Source organism: Staphylococcus sp. HMSC072H03, from assembly GCF_001809305.1.
GTDB lineage: Bacteria > Bacillota > Bacilli > Staphylococcales > Staphylococcaceae > Staphylococcus > Staphylococcus hominis.
Map to the genome: position 1 here is coordinate 43,844 of NZ_KV796914.1, position 26,712 is coordinate 70,555.

The window sequence follows — 26,712 nt, forward strand, 5'->3', positions numbered from 1 at the left end:
GTTCAAGATGAAATATCTCAAACGACGATTCTTTTTTAATTTTTATTAATTACATTTAAAAAACGTCTTAATTCATCAGTTTTAGGATGATTAAATAATTCTTCAGGAGACCCTTCTTCACCAATTTCTCCGTCGTGAATAAATACAACTTTATTAGATACTTCTTTTGCAAAACGCATTGCATGAGTAACTATCACCATCGTCATGCCTTCATTTGCTAATTCTTTAATAACTTTCAACACATCATTTACAAGTTCAGGGTCAAGTGCAGATGTAGGTTCATCAAATAACATCACTTTAGGATTCATCGCTAACGCTCTCGCAATCGCCACACGTTGTTGTTGACCACCAGAGAGTGCATGAGGACGTTGATCTTTAACATGTGTCAAACCTACTTTTTCAAGTAAGTCTAATGCTCTATCTCTAGCTTCTGATTTACTCATTTTCTTTACAGTTACTAAACCTTCCATCACATTTTCTAAAGCCGTTTTATGTGGAAAAAGATTATAACTTTGGAATACCATACCTGATTGTTTACGTACTTCAATTTGAGATTTCTTATCTTTAGCAGTATAAGTTTTATCATTCACAGTAACGTTGCCTTCAGTCGGAATCTCTAACGCATTAATCATACGCAATAATGTAGTCTTACCCGAACCGGAACGACCAATTAATGTGACAACTTCACCTTTTTTTACATTCAAATCAATACCTTTAATTACTTCTTTATCATTAAAAGATTTATGAATATTGGATAACTCAATCATGCCTTATACCCTCTTTCAATATATGATTCATAGAAGCCTTGGATGACTGAAATAATAAAACAAACAACCCAATACATCACAGCTACGAGAATATAAATTGTAAAGTACTCGTATGTTGTAGAAGCAACTTCTTGCGCTTTACGGAACATTTCAGCTACTAAGATAAATCCTAATAATGAAGTGTCTTTAATTAATCCTAAGAATGTGTTACCTAAAGCTGGAACTGAAACACGAATCGCTTGAGGTAAAATAATACGTTGAATCGTTTGACGATAATTCATTCCAATAGAGTATGCCGCTTCTGTCTGGCCTTTTGGAATAGAAATAATACCGCCACGGATAATTTCAGATGCATATGCACCCACATTTAAAGACAATCCAATAATCGCTGAAACAACAGAAGACAATGTCCATTGTTCGTCTGCATTTCCAGTAATTAGACGTCCAAGTTCTGGAATACCATAAAAGATAATAAAGAGTTGTACAATCATTGGTGTCCCACGAATAATAGATACATATACACGTGCAATTCCTCTTAATACTTTACTAGACGAAATACGCATTAACGCCGTAAACAAAGCGATAATCAAACCTAAAATAAATGTCACAATTGTAATTGGAATAGAGTATTTTACTAAACCTTCCAACATGGGTCCAAATGCTTGAGTTGCTGCATCTAATGCGTGTTGTTGTTGACTATTTAGGCTCAGAAACATTTTCACCGAACCATTTCTCACCAATTTTTGCTAGTTCACCATTCTCTTTAAGTTTTTTCAAACCATCGTTGAAATCAGAAACAACTTTATCATCGACACTTTTAGAGAATGCAAATGCTGATTTATTTTGTTCTGCATCACCTTTGATTGCTTTAATTTTAGCATTAGGTTTTTGTTTTTTATAATCTAAATAAGATAAGCTATCATTAAAAGTACCATCCACACGTTTAGATAATAATAAATCGATAGACTGGTTGAAACCATCTACTTTAGTGATGTTAGCACCTTTATCTTTAGCAAGTTTTCCGTAGTTAGAAGTAAATGTTTGTGCTAATTTTTTACCTTTCACATCATCAAATGATTTAATATTCTTCTCATCATCACGAACAACTAAGACACCACTTGAATAAGTGTAAGGGTTAGAGAATTTATATTTTTCTTTTCTTTCTTTATTAATACCCACTTGGTTTGCAATGACATCAAAACGTTTTGCATCTAAACCAGCAAACATTGAATCCCAAGATGTTTCATTAAATTTAAGTTTATATCCTTCTTCTTTCGCAACAGCTTTAATTACATCAATATCATAACCAGTTAACTGATCTTTTTTGTTGTGGAAAGTAAAAGGTGCATAAGTCCCTTCAGTTCCTACACGTAAGGTTTTTTTATCACTATTACTGCTACTTGATTTTGAATCACTATTTTTGTCAGATGAACCACTATTACCACATGCGGCTAATACAAAAATAAGTGTCAAAGCTACAAATAAAAGTCTTTTCATTAATAACTCCTCCATATTCCTATTAAATTAGTCAGAATAAATTAATTCTAATCTCATCACTATGAATAGTCAATAACTATTTAAACTATTAAATAAAATAGAAGGTTTAGATATGAGGTTAATGACTTTCTTCATTTAAATCCTTTTTTCGTTTAAGTAAAAAAGTTAATAATAAACTAACAACTGTGATAATGACTGCGAATAAAAAGCCAGAATGATATCCATGTATCATTGCGTCTGTTTGAATGTGTTTCATCATCTCTGTTTTAGCCATTCCTTGATAATCACTTGGTGTCGGTTTAAAATGCTGACTTGCTACACTTAAAATTGTTACTAAACCAGCTGTACCAATAGAACCCGCTACTTGTTGAATCGTATTTGTCATTGAAGATCCATGAGCATTTAATTCTGGAGTGAGTTGGTTCATTGTATGCGTCATTACAGGCATTAACCCTAAAGCAATACCAATCATACGAATCGCATAAATAGTTGCTAAAACAATTGTTGACGTATGTTCATCCATTACTACAAAGTAGGACGTCGTAATTGTTACAATAAGCATACCTATCATTGAAAGTACTCGTGCTCCAAAAGTTTCGTATAAACGCCCAGATATGATAGACATGATTGCCATTACAATTGCTCCAGGTAACAATATCAAACCGGAATCAACAGGCGTACGTTGCAACACATTTTGTACAAACATAGGTAATACCGTTTCAGATCCAATCATCGAAATCATCGTTACAGCCATAATAGCAATACCTACTGTGAATTGACTATTTTTAAATACTTTAAAACTTAATAGAGGGGTTTCAAGTCGTTCTTGTCTCCAAATAAATAAAACTACAAAAATAATGCCTAAAATAATAGTGCTCAGAACGACTGGGTCATTCCAACCTTTCTGAGAAATAGAACTTACCCCATATAACATACCACCGAATCCGAGAATAGATAAGATAATGGATAGTATGTCAATGGGCGCTTTTACTTTTACTCCAACGTTTTTAATAAAAATTAAAGCAAGTATAAAGGTCACTGCTGAAATTGGAGCTACAACATAAAACAATGCTCTCCAATTAATGTATTCAACCAAATATCCAGATAATGTAGGTCCAATCGCTGGTGCTAAACCAATCACTAATCCAAACATCCCCATATATTTTCCACGTTCGTGCGGTTCAAATATATCTAATATCGTCGTCATCATTAGTGGCATCATAATACCAGAACCTAATGCTTGGATAATTCTTGCAATTAATAAAGTAGTGAAATTAGGGCTAAATCCTCCTAGTAAAGTGCCTAGAAAGAATATAATAATTCCAGTTAAGAAGACTTGTCTTGTTGTATAACGTTGAATAATAAATGCAGATAATGGAATAACTACTCCATTTGTTAGTAAGAAGGCTGTTGTGAGCCATTGTACTTGAGAATATTCAATATGAAAATCTTTCATTATTCTCGGTAATGCTGTGGTCAACAAGGTTTCATTTAATAAACCAAAAAAGCCACCTAATAGCATAGTGAAAATCATAATTAACTTTTTACTATGCGACATGGTATCATCTCCTTATTTTTATTTTATAAATCGTAATAATTACTATTTACATAAACCATCTTTTCCTTTATTCTTTATAAAAAGGAGGACTATTTATGAAACAAGATTTACAAACTGCACGTCGCAACTTAAAAAGTTCTAATATTAAAACACGCAAACGTGCATTAAAGATGATTAAGCAATATCGACGTTAGTTAAAACCGTTTAACTATTTTTACAAACAATCTTACTCCACTACATTAATAAAAGACTAAAGCACTTCTTTAATGCTTTAGCCTTTTATTGTATCTACTATATTACAATAAATAAAAATTCTTGCTCACACTTTTATAAATAATAATGATTAGTTACTTTTAAATCATCATCTAATTCATAAATTAACGGTGCGCCAGTTTTAATTTCATAGCCTATAATGTCTTCATCTGATACGTTTTCTAAATATTTAATTAATGCTCGAATAGAGTTACCATGTGCTGCTACAAGTACAGTATCCCCATCTAATAAATGTTGTGAAATATGATCAGTCCAAATTGGAATGACACGCTCTAATGTTGTTTTTAAACTTTCAGAGTAAGGCATCATACGATGATCTAAATGACGATAACGACGATCATTTAAATAAGATTGACGTTGTTCTTCAGTTTGTGCTGGCGGTAATACATCATAAGAACGTCTCCATTGATGAACTTGTTCTTCACCAAATTCCTTACGGGCATCATCTTTATTTAACCCTTGTAATTTTCCATAGTGTCGTTCGTTCAAGCGCCAACTTTTATGAACGGGAATCCATTCTTGGTCAGATTCAGCTAATAAATATTGAGTCGTTTCCAATGCTCTTGTTAATAAAGAAGTATAAGCAACATCAATTTCAATTTTGTTTTCTTTTAATTTTTTACCTGAAGTGATGGCTTCATTTCTCCCTTGTTCTGACAGTTGAACATCTTCCCAACCGGTAAATAAATTTTTCGCATTCCATTCACTTTGTCCATGGCGACATAAAATTAATTTTGGCATAATATAACACTCCTTAGGTTAATAGAAAGTTAATGAGTATAACGATTGAATTATAAATACTTTCCTCATTATTTAATTTAATATCTATTTATCTTTACACCATTATTATAGAACTATTTCACTTTTTTTCATAATAGGACTACTTATAATTTAATTCGGAATATATGATAAACGTTTGAGATATTTGTTACTTCGTGTTCATATTTGATAATGATTCTTGATATGACAGTAACCTATGTCATTAAATTAACTGTTATAGTGAACATACCGTAGTCAACATCTAGATTTATTGGGATGCAATGTTTTAATTCGAACATTAATATCCAAATCACAAAGGAGTTTTTTATCATGAAAAAATCAATTTTTGCATTAATGACCATGCTCTCATTAGGTGCCGCTGGATTAGAAAGTGGCCAGGCACACGCAGAAGAGGTATCAACATCCCCTTCTCAACAACATCAATACCAATATCATCAAAGTCATACATCTAATTTAAATATATCAAGTTCAAACGCGACAACTTCTAGTACTTCAAGTCGTACACAATCAGTATATCAACGTTTCTTAGCTGCTGGAGGCACAGAAGAAATGTGGGAGAAAATTGTACTTCCTGAATCCGGCGGTAACCCTAATGCATCAAATGGTCAATACCATGGATTAGGCCAAACTAACCAATCATGGGGGTATGGATCAGTGGAAACCCAAACTAAAGGCATGATTCAATATGCAAAAGAACGTTATGGATCAATTGGAGCAGCGATACGTTTTAGAGAATCAAATGGTTGGTGGTAAATTGAATCAAAAAAGAGCAGGAGTATACTCCCGCTCTTTTTTATTTCTCATTTAATGTATTTGGTTCTGGATGAACATATACAGACGATATACCATTATGTTCTAAATGTGTTTCTACTCTATCGCAAATATCATGCGCTTCTTGTAATGATAAATTTGCATCAACTACAATCGTTACATCTAAAAAAATGCTACTGCCGTGATAACGTCCTTTTACATTTTTTACTTCTCTTACATCTGTAACTTCTTGAACAAGACTTCGATATTCTTCTAAATCTTGTTCCTTAAATCCATCACTCAATGCAAAAATTGAATCTTTAAATATCCCAAACCCAGTATAAATAATTAAACATCCTAATACAGTAGCAAGTATCACATCAATAATAGGTAGACCAAATTGTGTAAATAATAATCCAATAGCAGTACCAATACTGACTAAACCGTCAGATAAATTATCTTTTGAGGCCGAGTCTAATGAGCTACTTTTAGTTTGTTTTGCAAGTCTATGATTAATAGCATAAACACCAATCATAATGACACCACTCATCATACTAATAATAATCGTAATAAAATTTGGAATATGGTGTTCATTTGTCAACATTCGAGGTGCATTTTCAATCACTACTTGGATACCTACAAACATAATAATGAATGATACGAAAAGCGTTGAAATATTTTCAGATTTCAAATGACCATAAGGATGATTTTTATCAGCTGGCTTAATTGAAATCTTTAACCCCACAATAACAGCGATAGATACAACAATATCAGTCATATTGTTCAATGCATCTGCTCTTACAGCTGCCGAATCGTACACATATCCAGTAATATATTTTGCAACAGATAAAACGATATAAACAACTAAACTTAAATAAGCGCCTCTTTGCGCCAATTTAAGATTTTCGTTTTGGGTCATATCTAGTTAACCACCTTAAACACTTAGTATTACTAGTATGTACTATCAAAATTTGAATTACAATATTTTTTTATTTCTATCATTTTTATAAAAATAAGCTAATTAATTTTTTAGTCAAACCTAATTTCCTATTTATAAAAAAAAGAGCTAGAAGTACACAATTCTAGCTCTTTTTTAAATTTTAGTCTTTTAAAATCCATTTAGATAATATAAAAGTAATCGGAATTGTAACGATAAGTCCTACAAACGGTGCAATTTCAGAAGGGAAATTAAACCATCTTACAAAGATATATAAAAACAAAGATTGCATTCCCATATTTACTACTTGTGTTAATGGAAAACTTAAAAATTTCTTAAGGGTTGGTTTAACTCTATAAACGAAATAACAATTTAAATAATAAGAAATAATAAAACTTACTATAAATCCAATAATATGACTCACCATATAGTGAATGTGTAATAATTTTAGTAAAATGAGATACACTAAATAATAATCAAGTGTATTAATCCCACCCACTATGACGAATTTGATTATTTCATAGTGCGCTTGTTTTAACTTCATAGTTAATCTCCTCTGTCTTCTATTACATTAATATCAAACGGCAATATTTTAAGTTGTTTATTATTTGAAATTTGATAGTACTCTTTGAAATTTTCCTTTGCGATTTCTTCAGTTGGAGTCATTTCATAGAAATATGTCTCAAATGGCAAATGTTTTACAATAATTTCATTTCTATGTTGTTGAATTTGAGTTTGAATATTATTTAATCTAGCTTCATATTTAAAATGCACAATCGTAAAAATAGCAATAAATACGAATAATAAACATCCTACACAAATTTTAAGAATATTATCATAGCTTTGTTTTAAAGTATGTAATTCAGTAACTAAAGTAATCAATATCACACACCACATTATATATACAATAAAGAACTGTTGAGACGTTACCTCTGAAATGAAAAAGATAGGTATAGCACTTAAAATAATAGAAATAAAAGCAACTATTAAAATAATACGATAGTAGCTATCTGTAACTATAATAAAACTAGCCATACTTATACTGACGAAAAAGCTAAAACATAATAAGAAATTAATTAGACCATAACTTGTAATCAAAGTTGTTTGATTAAAATTAAAGGGTTCAAAAATAAATATCTTGTATATAGGCAATACAAGTATACCAATCATTAATATCATTTGTCTGATTTTAGAAAACGTTTGAAAGCGAGTATTTTTTATAAGTAACCCAATTATAACAATCGCAATCATAGACACTATGATAATATGATTAAAAAACATATAACGTGGAAGGTCATTTAATATTGTAACTCTTAATTTATGAACATAACCTAAGCCATCAATGTGTGCTCTCATTGCTTGAATGTCACTTAGATAATTAATGTACGTCTGGTTAATCAACATGATTAATGTACCACATAATGATAATAGAAACCCTATTAATAAATTAAAGTTAATTTTACGTTTTAACACAAAATAAGCAATTAATGTCGTGAATAAAGCCAAATTAACGAAAAAAGTTAATGATTCAGCAAATAATTGCCCACTGAAACAACTGATCCAAAATAAAATGACATTGTACATTTTTAGTTCATCTTTTATAAATAAAATTTGACTTATAAAATACAAATTATAGAGAACACATATCATTCCAAAAGCATAACTAAAAAAGTAGCCAAAGCTTCCATAACTCTCTGAAAAAACTGAATTAGGTATAATAAGCAATAACATAGTTGCAAGCATGAGATGACGGATTGAAAATGTTTGGCGTATCAATTTGAGTATTAATAAAATAATGCTTACTGATATTATTGAATACATAATCATACGTAATATTACCGAACGCACTGCTACAAGTTCAATTAAATTACTAATATAACGTCCATTCAAATTATCAAAATGATGATAAAAGGTACTTATGCCTTGATGACTTCCAAAAAACCAATCGATTCCATGTAAAGGAATAATTAAACCTAAGTAACCGTAAAATAATAATAACCCTATGACCCAGATGTAAAATTCGTGTTGTTTAAAGTTAGACATTTACACTACTCCTCCACTACAATAATGTTACATTATAGTGTTTAATCAATTCTATTTAATTAAATACCATTATATACTTTTTTTATATTTTAAACATTAAATCATTTTAATTTAGTTTTTTATTTATAATTTTAATCAGAAGTGATCTCGTTGAACATAAACAAAATGGTTATTGCGCCAGATTCATTTAAAGAGAGTATGTCTGCTAAACAAGCTGGATTAGCTATAGAACAGGGTTTTAAAAATATATTCGGTGATGCGCTTAAAACAGAGGTTATCCCTATGGCAGATGGTGGCGAAGGTACAACCGAAGCTTTAATAGAAGCATTAGATGCGACAATTCATAGCATTAAAGTACATGATCCACTTTTTAGAGAAGTGACTGCATCTTATGCTCGTTCGAGAGATAATCATGTGGCTATTATTGAAATGGCAGCAGCTTCAGGATTAGATTTAATTCGTACAGATGAACGTAATCCTTTAATTACTACAACATTTGGCGTTGGCGAATTAATTAAAGATGCTCTAAACCATAATGTGACTAAAATTATATTAGGCATAGGGGGGAGTGCAACAAATGATGGTGGTAGTGGTATGCTGACCGCTCTTGGCGTAAAATTTCTAAACTCTGATAATGAAGAAATTGAACTTGGTGGTGGCGCTCTTGCTCATTTAACTCATATAGATGCGTCAAAATTAGATTATAGATTAAACGACGTTACCTTTGAAGTGGCATGTGATGTTACAAATCCTTTATTAGGTTCTAATGGTGCAACATATATTTACGGACCACAAAAGGGAGCAACTGAAAAGATGATACCAAAGTTGGATTCCGCACTCGCAAATTATCATGATATGATAGAGAAAGCATATCATATCAGTGTTAAAGATATACCTGGTGCTGGAGCTGCCGGTGGATTAGGAGCTGGTATTCTCACTTTCTTCAATGCGTCATTATCTAATGGCATCGATATTGTCTTAAAAGAAACGCAATTTCTTCAAAGCATTAAAGATGCCGATTTAGTTATTACAGGAGAAGGAAAAATAGATGTACAAACGATTTATGGTAAAACACCTATCGGAGTGGCAAAAGCAGCCAAACAATTCGACTTACCTGTTATTGGTATATGCGGTAGTTTAGGAAAAAATTATCAAGCCGTATATCAACATGGAATTGATACTGTGTTTAGCATTATAGAAACGCCATCAGAACTCCCCTATTTATTAGAAAATGGAGAACGATTCTTAACACAAACTGCTGAAAATATTGCTCGATTAATTAAGTTAAATGATTAAAAAGAGGTGAAATCTATGAAACGTACTGAAAAATACAAAGATTCATATCAATACGATGATCAATATCAACAACGTAATCAAAAAAGTCGCGAGTATCAACAACGTCAACAGAGACGTCAAAGTGAAGAAAATTACAGAAGAAATGAACCTCGTCAAGAGTATCATCATCAAAATCAGGGCGATTATGATGAAAATGCTAACCGTTACTATAACGATCGTGACTTTAGACGTGAACAATTACTAGAAGAAGAGAATGAAAAAAATAAAAAATCAAAACGTTGGTTAATCGCTATTATTGCAATTCTTCTTTTAATTATTGGCATTTTTGCGACTAAATCTTATATTGATCATAAAAAGGAATCGGACAATAAACAACATACGTATAATGCAACAAATGATGTATCTAAAAATTATCAACAAGAAGTTCAAAATCAAAGCGATAATATCAAGAAACAAGTTGAAGATGCAAAAAATGATATTAAAGATAAAATAGACACTGAATCACGTCTTAGACAAATACAATCTCAAATTGATAAATTAAAAAATAATGAGATTACTAAAGAAGACTCTAAATTAACTCAATTTTATCAAGACCAAGTTAATAAGTTAAAAGAAGCAAATAATGCACAACAAAACAACGCAAATGAAAACAAAGTGAATGCGCTATTAGATGATGTCAATAATAAAGTAGATGATATCAAGAAAAAACTAAACAGTATTCTTGGTAATAATAATTAATATTCTTATGTATTGTGACAAATTTCAGCTCTAAAAAGATTGATTAAATCAATCTTTTTAGAGCTTTTTATATTTGAAATTACATATTTTCTCAAAAACCTATATAATGTACATTGCAAATCTTTTCAAGGAGTACAATTATGCATAACTCAACACATACTAAATTGCCGATGCTATTACTCATTGTTCTAGGAACAATGACAGCATTTGGTCCAATGATTATAGATATGTATTTACCCGCTTTACCAGCAGTTCAGCAACAATTTAATACATCAACGTCAAGCATACAACTTACCCTATCCTTTGCAATGATTGGCCTAGCACTTGGACAGTTTATATTCGGACCTTTATCAGATGTATTCGGTCGAAAAAAAATTGCACTAATAATTCTTAGTGTATTCGTTTTAGCTTCATGTGGTGCGATATTTATTACAACATTTCCACTATTTTTATTGATACGTTTGGTACAAGGATTAACTGCCGGAGGTATTATTGTTATCGCTAAAGCTTTCGCAGGAGATTATTACCAAGGAAATACTCTAGCTAAATTTCTTGCTTCTCTTATGGTTGTAAATGGTATAGTAACTATTTTAATGCCATTACTTGGAGGTTTATCGCTTTCTCTTGGCTCATGGAGAATTATCTTTGTTATTTTAACAGCTATTAGCATAATCATGTTATGTGGCGTTACTTTCAATATGCCGACCACACATCATTCTGAGCATGTTACTGCCAATTTCAAACATATATTTTCTGACTTTGGACGTTTGCTTAAACGACCAAGATTTATTATTCCAATGTTTTTACAAGGATTAACTTATGTTATGTTATTTAGTTTTTCATCTGCTTCTCCGTTTATCACTCAGAAAATATACCATATGACGCCTCAACAATTTAGCGTAATGATTGCAATCAATGGCATTGGTTTAATTGTTGTGAGTCAAATCGTTGCTTTGCTTGTTGAACGTATACATCGTTTTAAAATCTTAATTTATTTGACTTTCATTCAACTTATTGGTGTACTTCTCGTTGTATTTACTTTGATATTACAAGGTCCATTGTGGCTCTTATTAGTCGCTTTCTTTTTAAATGTTTGTCCTGTCACTTCAATCGGCCCCTTAGGATTTTCAATGGCTATGGAAGAACGTACTGGTGGAAGTGGAAATGCTTCTAGTTTACTAGGTTTATTCCAATTTATCCTTGGTGGTCTAGTGTCTCCTTTAGTTGGTCTTAAAGGACAGTATAATGTAATGCCTTATCTCACAGTAATTGTTATCACAGCAATTCTCATAGTTTTACTTCAATTTTTATATTTTAAAAAATATCAACGTATCTAATATATTCTTATATTAATAAACGTAATCTAGCATCCATTTTTAATATAAACATCGACTGCTAATATGTTAAAAAATATTTGAGACAATTATTATATCTCAAGTATTTTTTAACATTCACAAATTTGTAATGACTTTTCAACAAATACATGACAACTTATTCTTCTCTAATTGAAAATGATTATTATTTACTATAATAAACTATAGTTAAATAAGGAGGATTTATTTATGGTCACTAAAGATTCAATTGTTGCTAATGTCGTTACTGATTTTCCATTAAGTTCGGATGTTTTCAGAAAATACGGAATAGATTTTTGTTGTGGTGGAAATATCTCAATTAAAAATGCAGTAAAAAATAAAAAAGTAAATGTCGATACAATTATAGAAGAAATTAATCATTTACCTGTACATTCAACAGGAAATATCAACGTTAAATATTTAGATGTCCCTTCCTTAATTCAATATATTCAATCACGTTACCATGAAACAATGCGTGAAGAATTTAAAAACCTTTCACCTTATGTCACTAAAATTGCAAAAGTTCATGGACCAAACCATCCATATTTACTTCAATTACAAGAGTTATATCGCCAGTATCGTGATGGTATGCTTGAACATATGGATAAGGAAGATAATCATGATTTTCCATTACTCATTAAAATTGCACGTGGTGAACAAGTTAAGAATGCGCATCAAGTTATTGAAAGTTTAGTTGAAGATCATACTCAAACTGGACATCTATTAGAAGAAATGAGCGATTTAACAAATCAGTATCAGCCACCTAGTGAAGCATGTAATACTTGGCGTTTAGTCTACACACGTCTTGAACATTTAGAACGTGAAACACATGAACATGTACATCTTGAAAATCACGTATTATTTAATAAATTTTAATTTGTATTAATGATAACATGCATCCTAGAAAAATAAGATTGACTTACTTTTTTAACACAATCAGATTAAATAAGAAGCTATGACATCTTAAGGACTAAACCCATATCTACAGAATCAAAAGAAAGCAGGTCCTTTAATGTTATCTATCGGTATAATGTGCAATAAAAATTTTTGACGCAATAAACATAACATAAATGATATTGTTCATGCCGCAAAATAAAATAATACTTGGGAGTTTGCATATATTCATTTTTAAATGCATAACTCCCAATTTTATTTTATATTAACTGTTCAATCTTTCTGTTGCATATTAAAAATTAGTATATGAATAAGATACATTTTAAGCATGATATCTTTAATCACTTTTGGGTTTGAATTTTTAACATCAATTACTATATCAACATTCTTCTTATTGTCTTAAATATGTTGACCCACATTTTGTTAATACAAAGAATTCAAATGATTATACGCTACTCTAATCAAGGTATATAATAAATTTACTTTAAAACAATGTTTTACTGACATAAAGGAGAACGTTAATGAATAAAAAATTATTATCAGTTACGCCTAAAAGTCAACTTTTTCCAATCCCTATGATTATGGGTTGTGAAGGCGTTTCTGCAGCTATGTTATTACAATATAATCATCATAATATTAAAGCTACTGATATTATGAAACATTGGCCTACGCATCCAAATAATCCCTATAAAGGCTATGTTGGTCATCATTTACTTGTTAAGTTTGGTCATCACCAAACGATTTTCCCTTCTGCTTATGTTCCATATTTACAAACATTTGATTCACGTATCGTAGATGGCACTGGTACGAATTTAGAAGAATTAGAAACTGTGATTGATCAAGGACAACCGATTCTTATGTATCATACAAGCTTAGGTCAAAAACCTTCACGTAAAACGTTTAAATTTGATAACCACACGCGTCAGCTTGTGTCTAACATTCACGTTACATTACTTATTGGATATGACGACACACATTACTATTATATTGATCCTTTATGGAGTCACTTTTTAAGAAAAATAATTGTGCCTGCATTAGTACCTAATCGCTTCCAGATTATAAAAATTAAAAAAGAATTCATGGAGCGTAGCTTTAACGCCCCTGGTAAAAAATGTATCTATGTAAAACCATAAATTAAAAGAGCAAAAAGCGACTGCCTTCTGAACGTCGTTTCTTGCTCTTTTTTATTCTATTACAAAGTCTATTAATGCATGATTCATTTCTGAATATATATCTGCTGTTCGCCATTCTCTTTTATAACCTAAACAAGGACATAAAAAGGTTATATTATTTTCTACTAAAGATTTACGAAAATGAACATGCCCCATAATACTGTATTTAATCGGAAACTGTTGATATAATCGGTCGAAATCTGATGTACCTATAAATGCATTGAAAAAATCAAAAATACGATGAGGGGTAGGTACTACAAATTTAGAATGTGTCACAATATGTGTCATTAAAATAATTTGTTTATCTTGAAGTTGCTCCAATTCTTGTTTAACATGCTTAGCCGCCTTTTTGGATAAAATCGTATCATCTTCATCCCAATCGATTTTCACTTTATCTTGCCAAGTGGCCCCATAATATTTCCCTTTTTTTAATCGAGTTTCTTCAAACTTTTTATCAGCGTAACTGTAATCATACCAAGCAGTATGGCCTACAATAGCCCAATTATCATTAATTACATATGGATGATCCAACAAACACTCTGGCTTTGTTCTATAAAAATCATAAATATCTTGAGATGTCGTTCCATCCTCTACTTTCCAATAATCATGATTTCCTGGAACAAATAATACGGGAATATGTAAAGCAGTTTTTAAATCTTTAATAAATTGATAGCTATCTCTAAAATAATTTGAAATATCTCCTGCAATTAATAGTAAGTCAATCTCTCTATGTTGAACTACTTTAATCAATGTTTCTAGATATACATTTGATTTTAGTTTAGGATGTCTGTCTATATGTAGATCAGAAATCGCTCCAATTCTCATTCCTCTACTCCTCTAATACATTTTTAAATTTTATCTATTATGCCATAGATTATTATAAATATAAATTATTCTGTTTTTCATAGTTGTATACACACATTTGTTTTTTTGAAAATTAAGAGTATAATAAAATTAACTTTTAACAAAGTTACATATTTAACAAAATTTAAAAAAGTAAACTTTTAAAAATCTGAATATTCTAATTAATTACAAATTGATCTTCACTCTTTTCCACTTTGTTAAACAAGTTTTTAAAATTTAAAGAAAGCGCTTACGTAATTATCGTGTGGCTTTCTGAGGGGGAAGTCTATGGCAAGACAGTTAGAAAGAGAATTAAGTAATAGACACATTCAATTAATTGCAATTGGTGGCGCTATTGGCACAGGATTATTTTTAGGTTCTGGACAAACGATTTCGTTAACAGGGCCATCCCTACTAATCACCTATCTAATTATTGGTATAGTGTTATTTGCTTTCATGAGAGCACTTGGAGAATTATTACTTAGTAATACACGTTTCAATTCATTTGTAGATATTGCCAACGAATATTTGGGACCATTCGGTGGTTTTGTCATTGGTTGGACATATTGGTTATCTTGGATTGTTTCAAGTATGTCTGATTTAACGGCAATGGGACAATATTTTAGTTTTTGGTTTCCAAACGTTCCTCACTGGCTAACTGTATTATTTATCGTACTCTTACTTATTTCATTTAATATGCTTGGTGCAAAATTATTTGGAGAGTTAGAATTTTGGTTCTCTATTATAAAAATTATTACTATTATTGCTATGATTATCGTTGGCTTAGTTATGATTTTCTTTTCATTTAAAACGTCATATGGACATGCGTCTTTTAGTAATCTTGTAAATCATGGTGGTATTTTTCCAAATGGACCAGCTGGATTTTTAATGTCATTCCAAATTGCTGTCTACTCATTTATTGGTATTGAACTAATAGGTGTTACAGCTGGAGAGACTAAAGACCCTCTCACAGTGATTCCAAAAGCAATTAATAATGTACCTGTTAGAATTTTATTATTCTATGTGGGAGGCTTACTTGTGATCATGTCAGTGATTCCTTGGAATAAGATTAACCCTGATGCAAGTCCATTTGTGATGTTATTTAGTATGATTGGTTTACCTTTTGCAGCAGGACTTGTTAACTTTGTCGTGTTAACAGCAGCCGCTTCTGCAACGAATAGTGGTATTTATTCTAATAGTCGTATTTTATTTGGTTTATCTAAACAAGGATTAGGACCTAAGATGTTAAGTAAGACAAATCATCATAGTGTGCCTTACTTATCAATGTTTGTATCTTCTGGGACATTACTTTTAGCCGCATTATTAAACTTTATCTTTCCAGATGCAATTCAATTATTTATTTATGTCACTACACTCTCAACTGTATTATTTATAGTTGTTTGGGCAATGATTATTATTTCTTATATTATATATGTACGAAAAAATCCTGAAGAACATAAACACAATAAATTTAAACTTCTAGGCGGTAAAGCACTGGCTTATGTTATTCTTGCATTTTTCTTGTTTGTATTTGTGTTATTGTTCTTTAGTGCTGATACGAGAGTAGCCATATTTATTTCACCAGTTTGGTTTATATTCTTATTCTTGTTCTATAAAAAGTATAAGAAAAATGCTGAATATTTAGCTGAAAAAACACGTCAGCAACCTCGAGAATCAATCAATCATTAGATATTTTATTAAGCGGAACTGAATTCAGTTTCGCTTTTTTATGTCTTAATAATGACATATACTAAAATATCTCATTATTTTTTTAATCATGATAAAATATTAAGTATTTAAAAAAGAAAGGAGTCATAATACATATGGAATTGTTAGAAGCTTTTTTATTATTTATACTTGCCGTTATCATTAGTTCTATTATTTATCATCGCTTCCCCAACATTCCAACAGCTTTCATTCAAATTGCCTTAGGTGTAGCGCTATTCATCTTACCCATTCCACTACATTTTAAATTTGAACCAGAAGTTTTTATGATGGCTGTCATTGCCCCACTCTTATTTGTGGAAGGGACACATGTTTCTAGAGAAAAGCTTTTAGAATATCGAAAACCTGTCGTGCTTATGGCCATGGGATTAGTATTTACAACTGTGATTGGGGTTGGCTTTTTCATTCATTGGATTTGGCCTAATTTACCGATGCCAGCTGCTTTTGCTATTGCAGCTATTTTATGTCCGACAGATGCAGTTGCTGTATCAGCCATTACTAAAGGTAAAGTATTACCCAAGGGGTCTATGGCAATTTTAGAAGGAGAGTCTCTATTAAATGATGCTGCAGGTATTATTTCTTTTAAAATTGCAGTCACTGCTCTGGTAACAGGTAGTTTTTCAGCTATGAATGCAATTGGTCAGTTTTTACTCTCAACATTTCTTGGTATTTTAGTAGGTGCAATAATTGGTGCTTTAGTCGTCAGTTTACGTGTTTACCTCACGTCTAATAAAGGTTTAAAAGATAGTAATACATTGACTTTCATCCAATTGCTTACTCCTTTTGTCATTTATTTTATTGCAGAAGAAGTCCATGCTTCTGGGATTATTGCAGTTGTGGTAGCTGGGTTAATTCATGGTTTAGAACGAGATCGTCTCATTCGTGCCCAAACTGAATTACAAATGAACTACAATCAAATTTGGAATACATTAAGTTATGCATTAAATGGCTTTGTCTTCGTCGTTTTAGGATATATTGTGCCAGAAGTTATTTTAGAAATTGTACGTAATGAACCACAAAATTTAGTTTTTCTAATCGTGGTGGCATTTCTCATAGCATTTGCCATCTATATCTTTAGATTTATTTGGGTCTATGTTTGGTTCAAAGATTTTTACTATCCAAAAAACGTTGAAGCATATCTCGATGAAGAAGAAGAAACACAACCACCAAAACGGAGTCGTTATGCATTTATTATGACCTTGTGTGGTATTCATGGAACGATTTCATTGTCAATGGCGTTAACGTTACCATTCATTATTAACGGCAATCAAAACTTTGATCATAGAAATGATTTACTCTTTATTGCTTCAATGATGGTACTTATCAGTTTAATTTTTGCACAAATGATCCTTCCATTCATTACGCCATCCGAACAACAATCACACTTCAAAGGTATGAGTTATCAATCAGCTAAAATTTTCATGATTCAACATGTTATTCGCACATTAAAAGAAAAAGCAGATACACACAAAGATATTGATTATCGACCTATTCTGAATCAATATTTTAATGAATTATCATTTTTAATCGACATGGAAAGTGATGATAAAAATACGAAAGAATTACATCGATTAAGAGACATTGCAGAAGATGTTGAAACTGAGACGCTTCAACAGTTAATTAAACAGGAGCGTATTACTAAAAAAGATTTAAGTGATTATCGCAAAGTAATAGAATTGACACAATCATTTAGAGAAATGTCTTTTATTGAGAAATTGAATCGTTTTAGTAAGTTAATCATACTTAGATTTAAAGCGCGAAAAGATTCACGTAAAAGTGTGAATCAATCATCATTTGAACAACAACGCTATACTGACAGAAAAGAATTAAGACATAACTTTAAAAAAGTACAACACATCATACGTATTGTTAATCGTCAGGTGACTTTAAGACTTCAAGAAGAACAAAATAGCACAAATGTTCTCGAAGTCAGTTTAATTATCAACCAATATTACGCATTATCACGTACGTTAAGACAACATCATAATCGAAAACGTCAACGTGAGGAAAATAAATTCATGTATGAATTAAACACTCAACAACAATATGATGCCAAATTAGATGCATTGTATACTCAACGTCAAATTTTAGATGACTTGATATCTAGAAATAAAGTTACAAATGAAATTGCCACACAATTACGTGAAAATATTAACTATAATGAAATTGTACTTGCCAAGGAATTAAATCATTAATATATAGAAAGAACTCAAGAGACCTGTATCTCTCGAGTTCTTTTTATTTTCTTCTACTTTTGTAATTTATAAGGAACCGTCGCTAAAATAACATTTTTTTGATAGAATAAATGCATTTTTAATCGCAAACTCGTTTGATTGTGTAAAAAGTTATGCCATGGTTTTTTAGGAATAAATTCAGTGACAACCACTGTGATGACATAGTTTTGATCATTCGCTTTTTTATTAATTTTATCGATAAATCGAGAAATCGGACGAATGACACTGCGATATTCTGAGTGTAACGTCACTAGTCTAATATCTGGATATTGTTTATTCCATTTTTCAATAAATAAATTATCAGTTTGATCTCCGAAAGATACATGTACAGCAATCACATCATCTGCAATCATATGTGCATAATAAATAGATTTATTTAATGCTGTAGTGATCGTATTAACGGGTACAATCGCTAGATTTTTATCGACCACTGGCATATCTTGAACAATTTTAGTTGTGCTAAGTTGCTCAGCAATATCCTTGTAATGTCTATTAATACGCGTAAATATATATACAACAATCGGTAAAAAAATTAAGATTGGCCATACTTGGTTAAATTTCGTAATTAAGAAAATCATAAATACGATAAAAGTAATAGTACCCCCTATAGCATTTGCAATAAGTTTAGTAGACCATCCTTTTTCACGACCACGAATCCATTTTAAAACCATTCCATATTGAGCTAGTGTAAATGGAATAAACACACCTACTGCATATAAAGGAATAAGATTTTCAGTTTTACCATGGAAAAAGATAATAAGCAACATTGCACAAATGCCTAATGTAATAATTGAATTTGAATAACCCAAACGGTCTCCTCTTACGTTAAACATACGTGGCATATATTTATCTTTTGACATACTTGCAGCTAACATTGGAAAAGCTGTGAATCCAGTATTAGCTGCAAGGACAAGAATCATGACAGTCGTTACTTGTACAAAATAATATCCTACATTATGCCCTAAAATATTCATTGCAAGTTGAGATAATACAGTTGTTTCAGTCTGTGGCATAATACCATACCAATATGCTAATCCCACAATACCTACAAGTAAGAAAGCTAATATCATTCCCATAGTAATTAACGTTTTAACTGCATTTTTAGATCCAGGATCTTTAAAGTTTGTTACTGCATTCGAAATGGCTTCTACACCTGTTAGAGATGATGCACCTGAAGAAAATGCTTTAAGTAATAAAAATAATGTGACACCTGGCACTGCAGTTCCTACTGTCGCCTGCATATGAGGTTCTGTTTGTCCGGTTGCCACTTGCCATGTTCCAATAACAATCATGACTATTAATCCAATTATAAATAAATAAACTGGATAAGAGAGCACAGTTGCTGACTCTGTTAAACCACGTAAATTCATTATTAGAATAAATAGTACTAATAAACATGCAATGAATACTTTATAGTGATATAAAGCTGGAAATGCTGCAACAAAAGCATCCGCACCTGATGAAATGCTTACTGCGACGGTTAAAATATAGTCTACTAATAAAGAGCCACCTGCAAGCAATCCCCATTTTTCTCCTAAATTTGTTTTAGAAACCATATACGCTCCTCCGCCTTTAGGATAAGCATATATAATTTGACGATATGATAGAATCAATGCTGCAAGTAGCACTAAAACAGCAGCCGCAATAGGTAATGTATACCAAGATGCAATAGCTCCAACCATAGATAAAGTAATTAAAATCTGTTCTGGACCATAAGCTACTGAAGATAATGCGTCAGAAGATAAAATTGCTAAAGCCTTAAAGTTACTTATTTTTTCATTTTTTAAGTCTCTATTTTTTTTTGGCTTACCAATAATAAGTCTTTTAAATTGAGTGAACATAATCCATCCTTACCTCTTTTTATATTCATTTTTAATGGATAAAATATACTCCCATTTAGTAAAAAAGTATACATTTCTGCGGAAATAATATAGTATAAATTACATTTTAAGTAACTTTTTACAATTATATTTTTAGAGTATATCTTTTTTTACTAGTTATAAAGAGGTATCAACAGTATTTAATATTTGTATAGAGCGGTTTAAGTTTAAACTTGCTATACTATTTTTAGAGGTTTAATTTTAAGGAGTATTAAGTAAGGAAGTAAAGGAAAATGAGAAAAAATTTTATCATGCTTGGGATGATTTTATTAGTAGGAATCATTATTCTTTCCATAGCTATTAAATTAAAACCTAGTTATTCAATGTTTAGTCCATCGTCACAAAGTTATATTGATAACATGATTGTTAATAAAATGAAAGACGATCATATTCCAGGAATGTCCATTCTTATTGTAAAAAATAATAAGACGATTCTTAATAAAGGCTATGGTTTTTCAAATATTAAAAAGAAATCCAAAGTCACACCAAATACGCGTTTTGAAATTGCTTCAAATACCAAAGCATTTACTGGTTATGCAATAATGCAACTTGTTGAGGCACATAAAATCAATCTCAATGATAAAGTCAGTCATTATATTCCAGGTTTCTATATGAAATATAATCATAAAAAAGTAGATATCACAGTAGATCAATTGATTGCTCAAACAAGTGGTATTTCAGGAGACATCACAAATGATGACAAAATCACAAAAGACACAAACAGTCTAGAAGGCCTTGTTTATAGTATCAAAGGACGTAACTTAGATGCTAAACCTGGCAAGCAATTTGAATATTCCAATATGAATTATGATATTTTAGGTTTGATTGTTCAAAAGGCTTCACATCAATCATATGCGACTTACTTAAGCACACATCTTTTCACTCCATTACATATGACACAATCAACTGTAAAGGAAAGTAATATGAAAAAGAACAATGATGCTCAAGGGTATGTAATCAAAAAAGGAAAAGCTTATGCTGATAGTCCTGAATTTAATTTAGGAGATAATCCAGCTGCCTATATGATGACTAACACGAAAGATTTAGCCTCTTGGTTGAAGTTTCAACTTAATCCGCCAAAAAAGGTAGCATCATTAGTTCAACTAACACATCAACCTAAAGTTAAAGCAATAGATAATTCTCAAGAAGTTCACTATGCAACAGGTTGGTTTATTGATGATAATCATTCAGAAACAATTGTATATCATCCTGGTACACTTGAAAACTATTCTTCATATATTATTTTAAATCCAAAAAAAGATTATGGCATTGTAGTCCTTGCTAATAGCTATTCAAAAAATGTAGCCGAACTTGCACAGCATCTCAATACACAAATGAGTAATGGTCAACATATTAAAACGTTACAATATCTTATTAATCAGTGGAATATCCTATTTATCATCATCACTATTATTTTGCTAATAGCTGTAGCAAGTGTTTTTCTAATAATCTATCGTTTAATTTTTAAATTTAAGTCTATTCATTTTAAAACGATGTCTCGTGGATTACTCATCAAAATAAGTATGATGCTGTTAACTTTTACACTTATTTTAGCGATTCTCCACTTACTTCCAACACTCTTATTATCAAATTCTGATTGGCGTTTTATGATGTCATGGTTACCATTACAAGCGAAAATAACATTATTTAGCTTCGTCTTATTACTGACAAGTCTATGGAGTTATTTTATCCTAAACATCATAACGCGATCCAAACGACCAATATAATCTATTAAAACATGTATTTCTTCTTTTCTTCATTATTATGTTAAGCTTATATCACTAAGACTAAGATTATTAAAGACCAGTGTATAGGAGTTTAAATATGAAAAAGAAATGGTTCTTATTACCGATGGCCTTAATAATGCTTGCAGGTTGTGACTATTCTCATAAAGAAGAACAACACGGCCTATTTTATACTGTATTTGTAAAACCGATGGATGCTTTACTTCATGTCTTAGGACATACATTCAATGAAAACTATGGTTTAGCTATTATCGTCATTGTATTTATATTGCGTTTAATACTGATGCCACTCATGTGTATTCAAGTAAAAAATATTCATGTTATTCGTGGCAAAACAGATGTCGTAAAACCAGAAATTAATAAAATCCAAGAAAAAATTAAAGAAGCTCAATCGCCTGAAGAACGACGTGCAGCAAATAAATTATTAATGAAAAAATATAATGAGTATGGAATCAATCCTTTTAAAAATTTAATTGGCACATTTCCAATTTTAATTCAAATTCCAATTCTTCTCGGATTATACACATCAATTAAATATCCAACAAGTGGTGGTATTACTCAGCATCCTCATTTTTTATGGTTTAATTTAATGCATACTGACATAATCATGACCATCATTGCAGCTGTGATGTATTTTATACAACCTCTTGTCAACTCAATTCATTATCCTAAAAATGAACGTCGATCTTATTATGTCATGATGGTCTTATCCCCTTTATTTATTACTTATGCATCATTACATTCAGCATCAGCGTTAAGTGTATATTGGGCTATAAGTGCAACTTTTTTAATTATTCAAATGCATTTTGCTCATAGCCATTATGCGAAAGTGGGTAAAATTGAGGGAGAAAAATTAAGACAACGCATAGAAACAAAGCGTCAAACTACTTCAGAAACATCCTCAAGCACTTCTAACCATTGATAAGATCAATTATATCAAAAAGGAAGCGCGTGACTATCACGCGCTTCCTTTTTTATTTATCGATGACTATTTCGTATTAAATCAATCGTATTCATCCAAACAATATGACCTAATAATTCTGAAATGCGTTCTTCTTTAGGTAAATCTTTAACTTGTGGTGTTAGATTTAATTTAGGCAGTATATATTCATGAAAAGCAATATGAATCAAAATACCGAAGAATGTACCTCTTAATGTCGCCACTTTTGGACACTTTTCAGCAAGTAATCCATATACCATAGCATTTGCAATTGAAAAACCATAATGAATACCCATGACAGTTATAGGTATATCGTTCTCGTTATAACGGTACGTAGCATGTTTAACATTATCAGGTAAATTCAATTTATGCAGTAATGTCATTGGTGGTGGTTCTTCTTCACGTTGTGGCGTTCTAGGAGGTATGAGTGCTTCCCATCCCATTTTAACTGCACCACTTAATAATCCGCCAATAACGCCTGTCATGATAACTCTTTTCGTTGATTGTTTCATTATTTTCACAACTCCTTATCTCACTATATATTGTATTTACCCTTAATAATTAAAAATTAAAAAGTGAGTTAATCACTTTTAACTCACTTTTACACTCTATTTACTTAGCTTGACGTTGCTCTTCTTTGGCATGTACCATATTCGCTACAAATTGATTAATTGGCGCATCGATATGATGTTCTGAACCTAAGCGAGCCACTGCTCCGTTAATATAATCAATTTCAGTACGTCGATTATTATTAATCAAATCTTGATACATTGATGGGAAATGTGGACCTACTTTATCATTTAAATCGATAAGATAGTGATAGACTTCATCTGCATTTAAGTGTACACCATCAACAGTAGCAACTTCTACTATCTCTTTAGTAATGTCATATACAAGTTTTCTTGCATATTCACTTTCATTTAATGTTGATAAACGACATTCTAAAATGGTACATAGCGCATTTGCTGTCCCATTTACACAAATCTTCTTCCAAATAGATTGTTGCAAGTCTTCACTTTTATGTGGATTAAGTTTTGCTTGTTCTAATAGATTATATATCACTTCAACATTATTCTGTCCCTCTGGCACAAGAGAACCTATCTCTACTGGACCACTACCCATTAAATGAGTATGTCCAGGTGATTCTAAGCCGGCCGTCCACGTAGTTACACCACGAACAATACGTGATTTATCTACATAATTTACAATACGTTCTTCATGTTTTAGACCATTCATTGTACAAACCATAATTGTTGTATCATGAATATGTGGCTGAATATGTGTTAGCATGCTCTCAAGTTGCATAGCTTTTGTAAATAAAAATACAATATCAAATTGAAGATCACTTGGTATTTCTGTATCTTGATACATAGGAATATTTAAATGATAGTCTTCTCCATTTATATCAATATGTAAACCTTCATGTTTTACAGCTGTTGCTTGTGGCTCCCAACCATCAATGAGTGTCACATCATTACCTTGGCGATATAACATTGCACCGAAACCACTTCCCAACGCTCCTGAACCAGCAATTGCTATTTTCATAATATTCGACTCCTTCTTTTAATATTATTTTTAAAATACTACTTTAATAAAGTATCGTCAATAATATAAACAGAATATTCTAAATAATTTGATAAATTTAGAACTTTTTTTATTTTTCAATAATTGACGTAGAAGTCATTATCCCCCTGTATAAGGACTCATTATTATGTTTACATTTATTCTTTTATTCAATATAAAAAATCTGAGGTACTCTATTCGCACCTCAGATTTAAATTTTATTAATATCCAGTTTTAATTAAGCACGTTTAGCTTTATTTGGAATTAAGAAGAAAATGACAAAGAAAGCAGTTAAAACGATGATGGCATTAAAGAGTACGCCCGCTAAACCACCAAGTTCTAAATTCATTTTCGCTGCACAAACACCATAAATCGTACTTGATAAAGCTACACCAAATGCATTTCCTAGTGATGAAGCCATTTTATACAATCCAGAGGCAACACCCACTTTATCATCTGGCGCTTGATCAACTGCTGTATCTGTAGATGGTGTGGCATACATACCAAGCCCAATACCAAATAGTAGGTAACCAATAATACTTGAAATAATATAAAACAAATTAGGTAAGAAGGTTAGTGATAAAAGTAGTAACCCTAAAAATGTAAATCCACTACCTATAAGCAATGGCTTTTTAGCACCTAATTTTTGTAATAGTTTTTCACCTACACGAATCATTACAAGCACTGCTACTAAATAAGTGATAGAGATTAAACCTGCTTGTAATGAAGTGAAACCTAAATGACTTTGGTAATATGTATTTACTACGATAAGCGTACCACCTGCTACTCCATTTAGCATGAAGTTTGAAAGTGTAGCACCACTATATCCTTTATTCTTAAATAAACTAAAATCAACAAGTGGGTTCTCAGTTTTAAATTCACGAAGAACAAAGAATATACCAGCAATTAAAAATATTACAAATAACGATAGAATGACAGGTGATAATAATCCACGATCAGAAGCTTGTGTTACCATCACATTGACACTTAATAATGTAATAACTAATAAAATCAAACCTATAAAATCAAATTTTGAACCGCTATTGTCTGTATCCGTATCTGGTTCATTTTTTGTTTCTGGCGTGTGTTTAATTAAGAAAAATGAAAGTATTGACAAAGCAATAGAAATAATAAAAATCCATTGCCATCCTATTGTTGAAGCGATAAATCCACCGAACAATGAACATATTCCACTTCCGCCCCATGAGCCAATAGACCAAAAACTTAATGCACGTTGTCTTTCTTTTCCTATGTAATATTCATTAATTATCGCAAGAGTTGATGGCATAATGAATGCACCTGATAAACCTTGCAAAGCACGTCCAATCAGTAATAACCATGGAACTGGTGTAATAATCAATAATAATGAACCAATGATATTTAAGCCTAGTCCCAAATAAGTCATTTTGACGCGACCAAATTTATCAGCAACATCTCCAGCACCTACAATAAACAAACCAGAAAATAAGGCAGATAAGCTCACTGCAATATTAATAGTACCCAAATCGGTATTAAATGATGATTGTAGTGTTGGCACAATATTAAGTAACGATTGCGCAAACAACCAAAATGTTAATACACTAATAATAATTCCAACGAGTAACCGATTATCTCCCTTAAATTCTTTTGAAGACTCCATTATAAAAAAATTCCTCCTACTTTGCCCAAAAACTATATAATTTTAAACTACATTAAAATTTTATCATAGCTTACTATAATGGGATA

General features: G+C 31.2%; 24 protein-coding genes. 11 read left to right on the plus strand and 13 right to left on the minus strand.

The genetic code is table 11. The features are described from left to right. Positions 1-35: 35 nt before the first annotated feature. From HMPREF2578_RS09025 to HMPREF2578_RS09040, 4 genes are all read right to left on the minus strand, one after another. Positions 36-767, minus strand: coding sequence for an amino acid ABC transporter ATP-binding protein (locus HMPREF2578_RS09025; protein WP_017174970.1), 732 nt, complete (start codon positions 765-767; stop codon positions 36-38). After that, positions 764-1,483 carry an amino acid ABC transporter permease gene (locus HMPREF2578_RS09030; protein ID WP_002448600.1) on the minus strand — a complete coding sequence of 240 codons (720 nt, stop codon included), beginning with the start codon at positions 1,481-1,483 and terminating at the stop codon, positions 764-766. The genes HMPREF2578_RS09025 and HMPREF2578_RS09030 overlap by 4 nt, the downstream gene beginning before the upstream one ends. Beyond that, positions 1,464-2,264: a transporter substrate-binding domain-containing protein gene (locus tag HMPREF2578_RS09035; RefSeq protein WP_002448333.1), complete on the minus strand. Its 801-nt coding sequence runs from the start codon at positions 2,262-2,264 to the stop codon at positions 1,464-1,466. The genes HMPREF2578_RS09030 and HMPREF2578_RS09035 overlap by 20 nt, the downstream gene beginning before the upstream one ends. Positions 2,265-2,382: 118 nt before the next feature. Beyond that, positions 2,383-3,822 (minus strand): MDR family MFS transporter, encoded by a 1,440-nt coding sequence (locus HMPREF2578_RS09040; RefSeq protein WP_017174972.1) that lies wholly within the window; start codon positions 3,820-3,822, stop codon positions 2,383-2,385. Positions 3,823-3,917: 95 nt separating this feature from the next. Here HMPREF2578_RS09040 and HMPREF2578_RS11070 point away from each other — a divergent pair, with 95 nt between their 5' ends. Continuing rightward, the gene (locus HMPREF2578_RS11070) at positions 3,918-4,016 is read left to right on the plus strand and encodes a putative metal homeostasis protein (RefSeq protein ID WP_017174973.1); all 99 of its coding nucleotides are present in this window, start codon (positions 3,918-3,920) and stop codon (positions 4,014-4,016) included. A 133-nt stretch (positions 4,017-4,149) separates the two neighbouring features. On the opposite strand, the gene HMPREF2578_RS09045 is transcribed toward HMPREF2578_RS11070, so the two are convergent. Beyond that, positions 4,150-4,836, minus strand: a complete 687-nt coding sequence (locus tag HMPREF2578_RS09045) for a 2,3-diphosphoglycerate-dependent phosphoglycerate mutase (RefSeq protein ID WP_017174974.1) — start codon at positions 4,834-4,836, stop codon at positions 4,150-4,152. A 348-nt stretch (positions 4,837-5,184) separates the two neighbouring features. On the opposite strand from HMPREF2578_RS09045, the gene HMPREF2578_RS09050 reads away from it, so the two are divergent. Continuing rightward, on the plus strand, positions 5,185-5,628 hold the full coding sequence (locus HMPREF2578_RS09050) for an aggregation-promoting factor C-terminal-like domain-containing protein (RefSeq protein ID WP_017174975.1): 444 nt from the start codon (positions 5,185-5,187) through the stop codon (positions 5,626-5,628). A gap of 40 nt (positions 5,629-5,668) precedes the next feature. Here HMPREF2578_RS09050 and HMPREF2578_RS09055 read toward each other — a convergent pair whose 3' ends face one another. The 3 genes from HMPREF2578_RS09055 to HMPREF2578_RS09065 all read right to left on the minus strand — a co-directional run bounded on the left by HMPREF2578_RS09055 (position 5,669) and on the right by HMPREF2578_RS09065 (position 8,605). Then, entirely contained in the window at positions 5,669-6,544 is an 876-nt protein-coding gene (locus tag HMPREF2578_RS09055; RefSeq protein WP_017174976.1) for a cation diffusion facilitator family transporter, read from the minus strand. Positions 6,545-6,725: 181 nt separating this feature from the next. After that, positions 6,726-7,106 carry a GtrA family protein gene (locus HMPREF2578_RS09060; protein ID WP_019834818.1) on the minus strand — a complete coding sequence of 127 codons (381 nt, stop codon included), beginning with the start codon at positions 7,104-7,106 and terminating at the stop codon, positions 6,726-6,728. Between the two features lie 2 nt (positions 7,107-7,108). Next, complete coding sequence (locus tag HMPREF2578_RS09065; protein WP_019834817.1) at positions 7,109-8,605, minus strand: hypothetical protein; 1,497 nt, start codon at positions 8,603-8,605, stop codon at positions 7,109-7,111. A gap of 150 nt (positions 8,606-8,755) precedes the next feature. Here HMPREF2578_RS09065 and HMPREF2578_RS09070 point away from each other — a divergent pair, with 150 nt between their 5' ends. From HMPREF2578_RS09070 to HMPREF2578_RS09090, 5 genes are all read left to right on the plus strand, one after another. Then, positions 8,756-9,901 (plus strand): glycerate kinase, encoded by a 1,146-nt coding sequence (locus tag HMPREF2578_RS09070; protein WP_019834816.1) that lies wholly within the window; start codon positions 8,756-8,758, stop codon positions 9,899-9,901. 15 nt (positions 9,902-9,916) lie between these two features. Next, entirely contained in the window at positions 9,917-10,639 is a 723-nt protein-coding gene (locus tag HMPREF2578_RS09075) for a hypothetical protein (RefSeq protein ID WP_002488783.1), read from the plus strand. Positions 10,640-10,779: 140 nt separating this feature from the next. Then, complete coding sequence (locus HMPREF2578_RS09080) at positions 10,780-11,976, plus strand: putative multidrug effflux MFS transporter TcaB (protein ID WP_002488760.1); 1,197 nt, start codon at positions 10,780-10,782, stop codon at positions 11,974-11,976. A gap of 225 nt (positions 11,977-12,201) precedes the next feature. After that, a complete protein-coding gene (gene scdA, locus HMPREF2578_RS09085) occupies positions 12,202-12,867 on the plus strand; it encodes an iron-sulfur cluster repair di-iron protein ScdA (protein ID WP_019834815.1) in 666 nt (221 codons plus the stop codon). A gap of 539 nt (positions 12,868-13,406) precedes the next feature. Continuing rightward, on the plus strand, positions 13,407-14,018 hold the full coding sequence (locus HMPREF2578_RS09090; protein WP_017174981.1) for a C39 family peptidase: 612 nt from the start codon (positions 13,407-13,409) through the stop codon (positions 14,016-14,018). Between the two features lie 51 nt (positions 14,019-14,069). Here HMPREF2578_RS09090 and HMPREF2578_RS09095 read toward each other — a convergent pair whose 3' ends face one another. Further along, complete coding sequence (locus tag HMPREF2578_RS09095; protein ID WP_019834814.1) at positions 14,070-14,882, minus strand: metallophosphoesterase; 813 nt, start codon at positions 14,880-14,882, stop codon at positions 14,070-14,072. Positions 14,883-15,188: 306 nt separating this feature from the next. Between HMPREF2578_RS09095 and HMPREF2578_RS09100 the strand changes: the two genes are divergently transcribed. Together HMPREF2578_RS09100 and HMPREF2578_RS09105 are read left to right on the plus strand one after the other, a co-directional pair. After that, complete coding sequence (locus HMPREF2578_RS09100; protein WP_070508402.1) at positions 15,189-16,589, plus strand: amino acid permease; 1,401 nt, start codon at positions 15,189-15,191, stop codon at positions 16,587-16,589. A 134-nt stretch (positions 16,590-16,723) separates the two neighbouring features. Next, positions 16,724-18,820, plus strand: a complete 2,097-nt coding sequence (locus HMPREF2578_RS09105; RefSeq protein WP_070508403.1) for a cation:proton antiporter — start codon at positions 16,724-16,726, stop codon at positions 18,818-18,820. 53 nt (positions 18,821-18,873) lie between these two features. Here the strand turns inward: HMPREF2578_RS09105 and HMPREF2578_RS09110 are convergent, their stop codons facing one another. Further along, positions 18,874-20,700: an APC family permease gene (locus HMPREF2578_RS09110; protein WP_048762177.1), complete on the minus strand. Its 1,827-nt coding sequence runs from the start codon at positions 20,698-20,700 to the stop codon at positions 18,874-18,876. Between the two features lie 272 nt (positions 20,701-20,972). Here HMPREF2578_RS09110 and HMPREF2578_RS09115 point away from each other — a divergent pair, with 272 nt between their 5' ends. Together HMPREF2578_RS09115 and yidC are read left to right on the plus strand one after the other, a co-directional pair. Continuing rightward, entirely contained in the window at positions 20,973-22,466 is a 1,494-nt protein-coding gene (locus HMPREF2578_RS09115; protein WP_049416290.1) for a serine hydrolase domain-containing protein, read from the plus strand. A gap of 97 nt (positions 22,467-22,563) precedes the next feature. Beyond that, positions 22,564-23,406 (plus strand): membrane protein insertase YidC, encoded by an 843-nt coding sequence (yidC, locus tag HMPREF2578_RS09120; protein ID WP_049382401.1) that lies wholly within the window; start codon positions 22,564-22,566, stop codon positions 23,404-23,406. A 56-nt stretch (positions 23,407-23,462) separates the two neighbouring features. Here yidC and HMPREF2578_RS09125 read toward each other — a convergent pair whose 3' ends face one another. From HMPREF2578_RS09125 to HMPREF2578_RS09135, 3 genes are all read right to left on the minus strand, one after another. Next, positions 23,463-23,936 carry a DUF1440 domain-containing protein gene (locus tag HMPREF2578_RS09125; RefSeq protein WP_017174988.1) on the minus strand — a complete coding sequence of 158 codons (474 nt, stop codon included), beginning with the start codon at positions 23,934-23,936 and terminating at the stop codon, positions 23,463-23,465. Positions 23,937-24,036: 100 nt separating this feature from the next. Beyond that, a complete protein-coding gene (locus HMPREF2578_RS09130) occupies positions 24,037-24,969 on the minus strand; it encodes a 2-dehydropantoate 2-reductase (protein ID WP_049382403.1) in 933 nt (310 codons plus the stop codon). Between the two features lie 256 nt (positions 24,970-25,225). After that, positions 25,226-26,626 (minus strand): MFS transporter, encoded by a 1,401-nt coding sequence (locus tag HMPREF2578_RS09135; RefSeq protein ID WP_019834809.1) that lies wholly within the window; start codon positions 26,624-26,626, stop codon positions 25,226-25,228. Between the last annotated feature and the right edge of the window lie 86 nt (positions 26,627-26,712).

Excerpts from the sequence above, each read along its gene's own strand:
- HMPREF2578_RS09025 (WP_017174970.1), bottom strand. The coding sequence starts at position 767 with ATGATTGAGTTATCCAATATTCATAAATCTTTTAATGATAAAGAAGTA.
- HMPREF2578_RS09030 (WP_002448600.1), bottom strand. The coding sequence starts at position 1,483 with ATGTTTCTGAGCCTAAATAGTCAACAACAACACGCATTAGATGCAGCA.
- HMPREF2578_RS09035 (WP_002448333.1), bottom strand. The coding sequence starts at position 2,264 with ATGAAAAGACTTTTATTTGTAGCTTTGACACTTATTTTTGTATTAGCC.
- HMPREF2578_RS09040 (WP_017174972.1), bottom strand. The coding sequence starts at position 3,822 with ATGTCGCATAGTAAAAAGTTAATTATGATTTTCACTATGCTATTAGGT.
- HMPREF2578_RS11070 (WP_017174973.1), top strand. The coding sequence starts at position 3,918 with ATGAAACAAGATTTACAAACTGCACGTCGCAACTTAAAAAGTTCTAAT.
- HMPREF2578_RS09045 (WP_017174974.1), bottom strand. The coding sequence starts at position 4,836 with ATGCCAAAATTAATTTTATGTCGCCATGGACAAAGTGAATGGAATGCG.
- HMPREF2578_RS09050 (WP_017174975.1), top strand. The coding sequence starts at position 5,185 with ATGAAAAAATCAATTTTTGCATTAATGACCATGCTCTCATTAGGTGCC.
- HMPREF2578_RS09055 (WP_017174976.1), bottom strand. The coding sequence starts at position 6,544 with ATGACCCAAAACGAAAATCTTAAATTGGCGCAAAGAGGCGCTTATTTA.
- HMPREF2578_RS09060 (WP_019834818.1), bottom strand. The coding sequence starts at position 7,106 with ATGAAGTTAAAACAAGCGCACTATGAAATAATCAAATTCGTCATAGTG.
- HMPREF2578_RS09065 (WP_019834817.1), bottom strand. The coding sequence starts at position 8,605 with ATGTCTAACTTTAAACAACACGAATTTTACATCTGGGTCATAGGGTTA.
- HMPREF2578_RS09075 (WP_002488783.1), top strand. The coding sequence starts at position 9,917 with ATGAAACGTACTGAAAAATACAAAGATTCATATCAATACGATGATCAA.
- HMPREF2578_RS09080 (WP_002488760.1), top strand. The coding sequence starts at position 10,780 with ATGCATAACTCAACACATACTAAATTGCCGATGCTATTACTCATTGTT.
- scdA (WP_019834815.1), top strand. The coding sequence starts at position 12,202 with ATGGTCACTAAAGATTCAATTGTTGCTAATGTCGTTACTGATTTTCCA.
- HMPREF2578_RS09090 (WP_017174981.1), top strand. The coding sequence starts at position 13,407 with ATGAATAAAAAATTATTATCAGTTACGCCTAAAAGTCAACTTTTTCCA.
- HMPREF2578_RS09095 (WP_019834814.1), bottom strand. The coding sequence starts at position 14,882 with ATGAGAATTGGAGCGATTTCTGATCTACATATAGACAGACATCCTAAA.
- HMPREF2578_RS09100 (WP_070508402.1), top strand. The coding sequence starts at position 15,189 with ATGGCAAGACAGTTAGAAAGAGAATTAAGTAATAGACACATTCAATTA.
- HMPREF2578_RS09105 (WP_070508403.1), top strand. The coding sequence starts at position 16,724 with ATGGAATTGTTAGAAGCTTTTTTATTATTTATACTTGCCGTTATCATT.
- HMPREF2578_RS09110 (WP_048762177.1), bottom strand. The coding sequence starts at position 20,700 with ATGTTCACTCAATTTAAAAGACTTATTATTGGTAAGCCAAAAAAAAAT.
- HMPREF2578_RS09115 (WP_049416290.1), top strand. The coding sequence starts at position 20,973 with ATGAGAAAAAATTTTATCATGCTTGGGATGATTTTATTAGTAGGAATC.
- yidC (WP_049382401.1), top strand. The coding sequence starts at position 22,564 with ATGAAAAAGAAATGGTTCTTATTACCGATGGCCTTAATAATGCTTGCA.
- HMPREF2578_RS09125 (WP_017174988.1), bottom strand. The coding sequence starts at position 23,936 with ATGAAACAATCAACGAAAAGAGTTATCATGACAGGCGTTATTGGCGGA.
- HMPREF2578_RS09130 (WP_049382403.1), bottom strand. The coding sequence starts at position 24,969 with ATGAAAATAGCAATTGCTGGTTCAGGAGCGTTGGGAAGTGGTTTCGGT.
- HMPREF2578_RS09135 (WP_019834809.1), bottom strand. The coding sequence starts at position 26,626 with ATGGAGTCTTCAAAAGAATTTAAGGGAGATAATCGGTTACTCGTTGGA.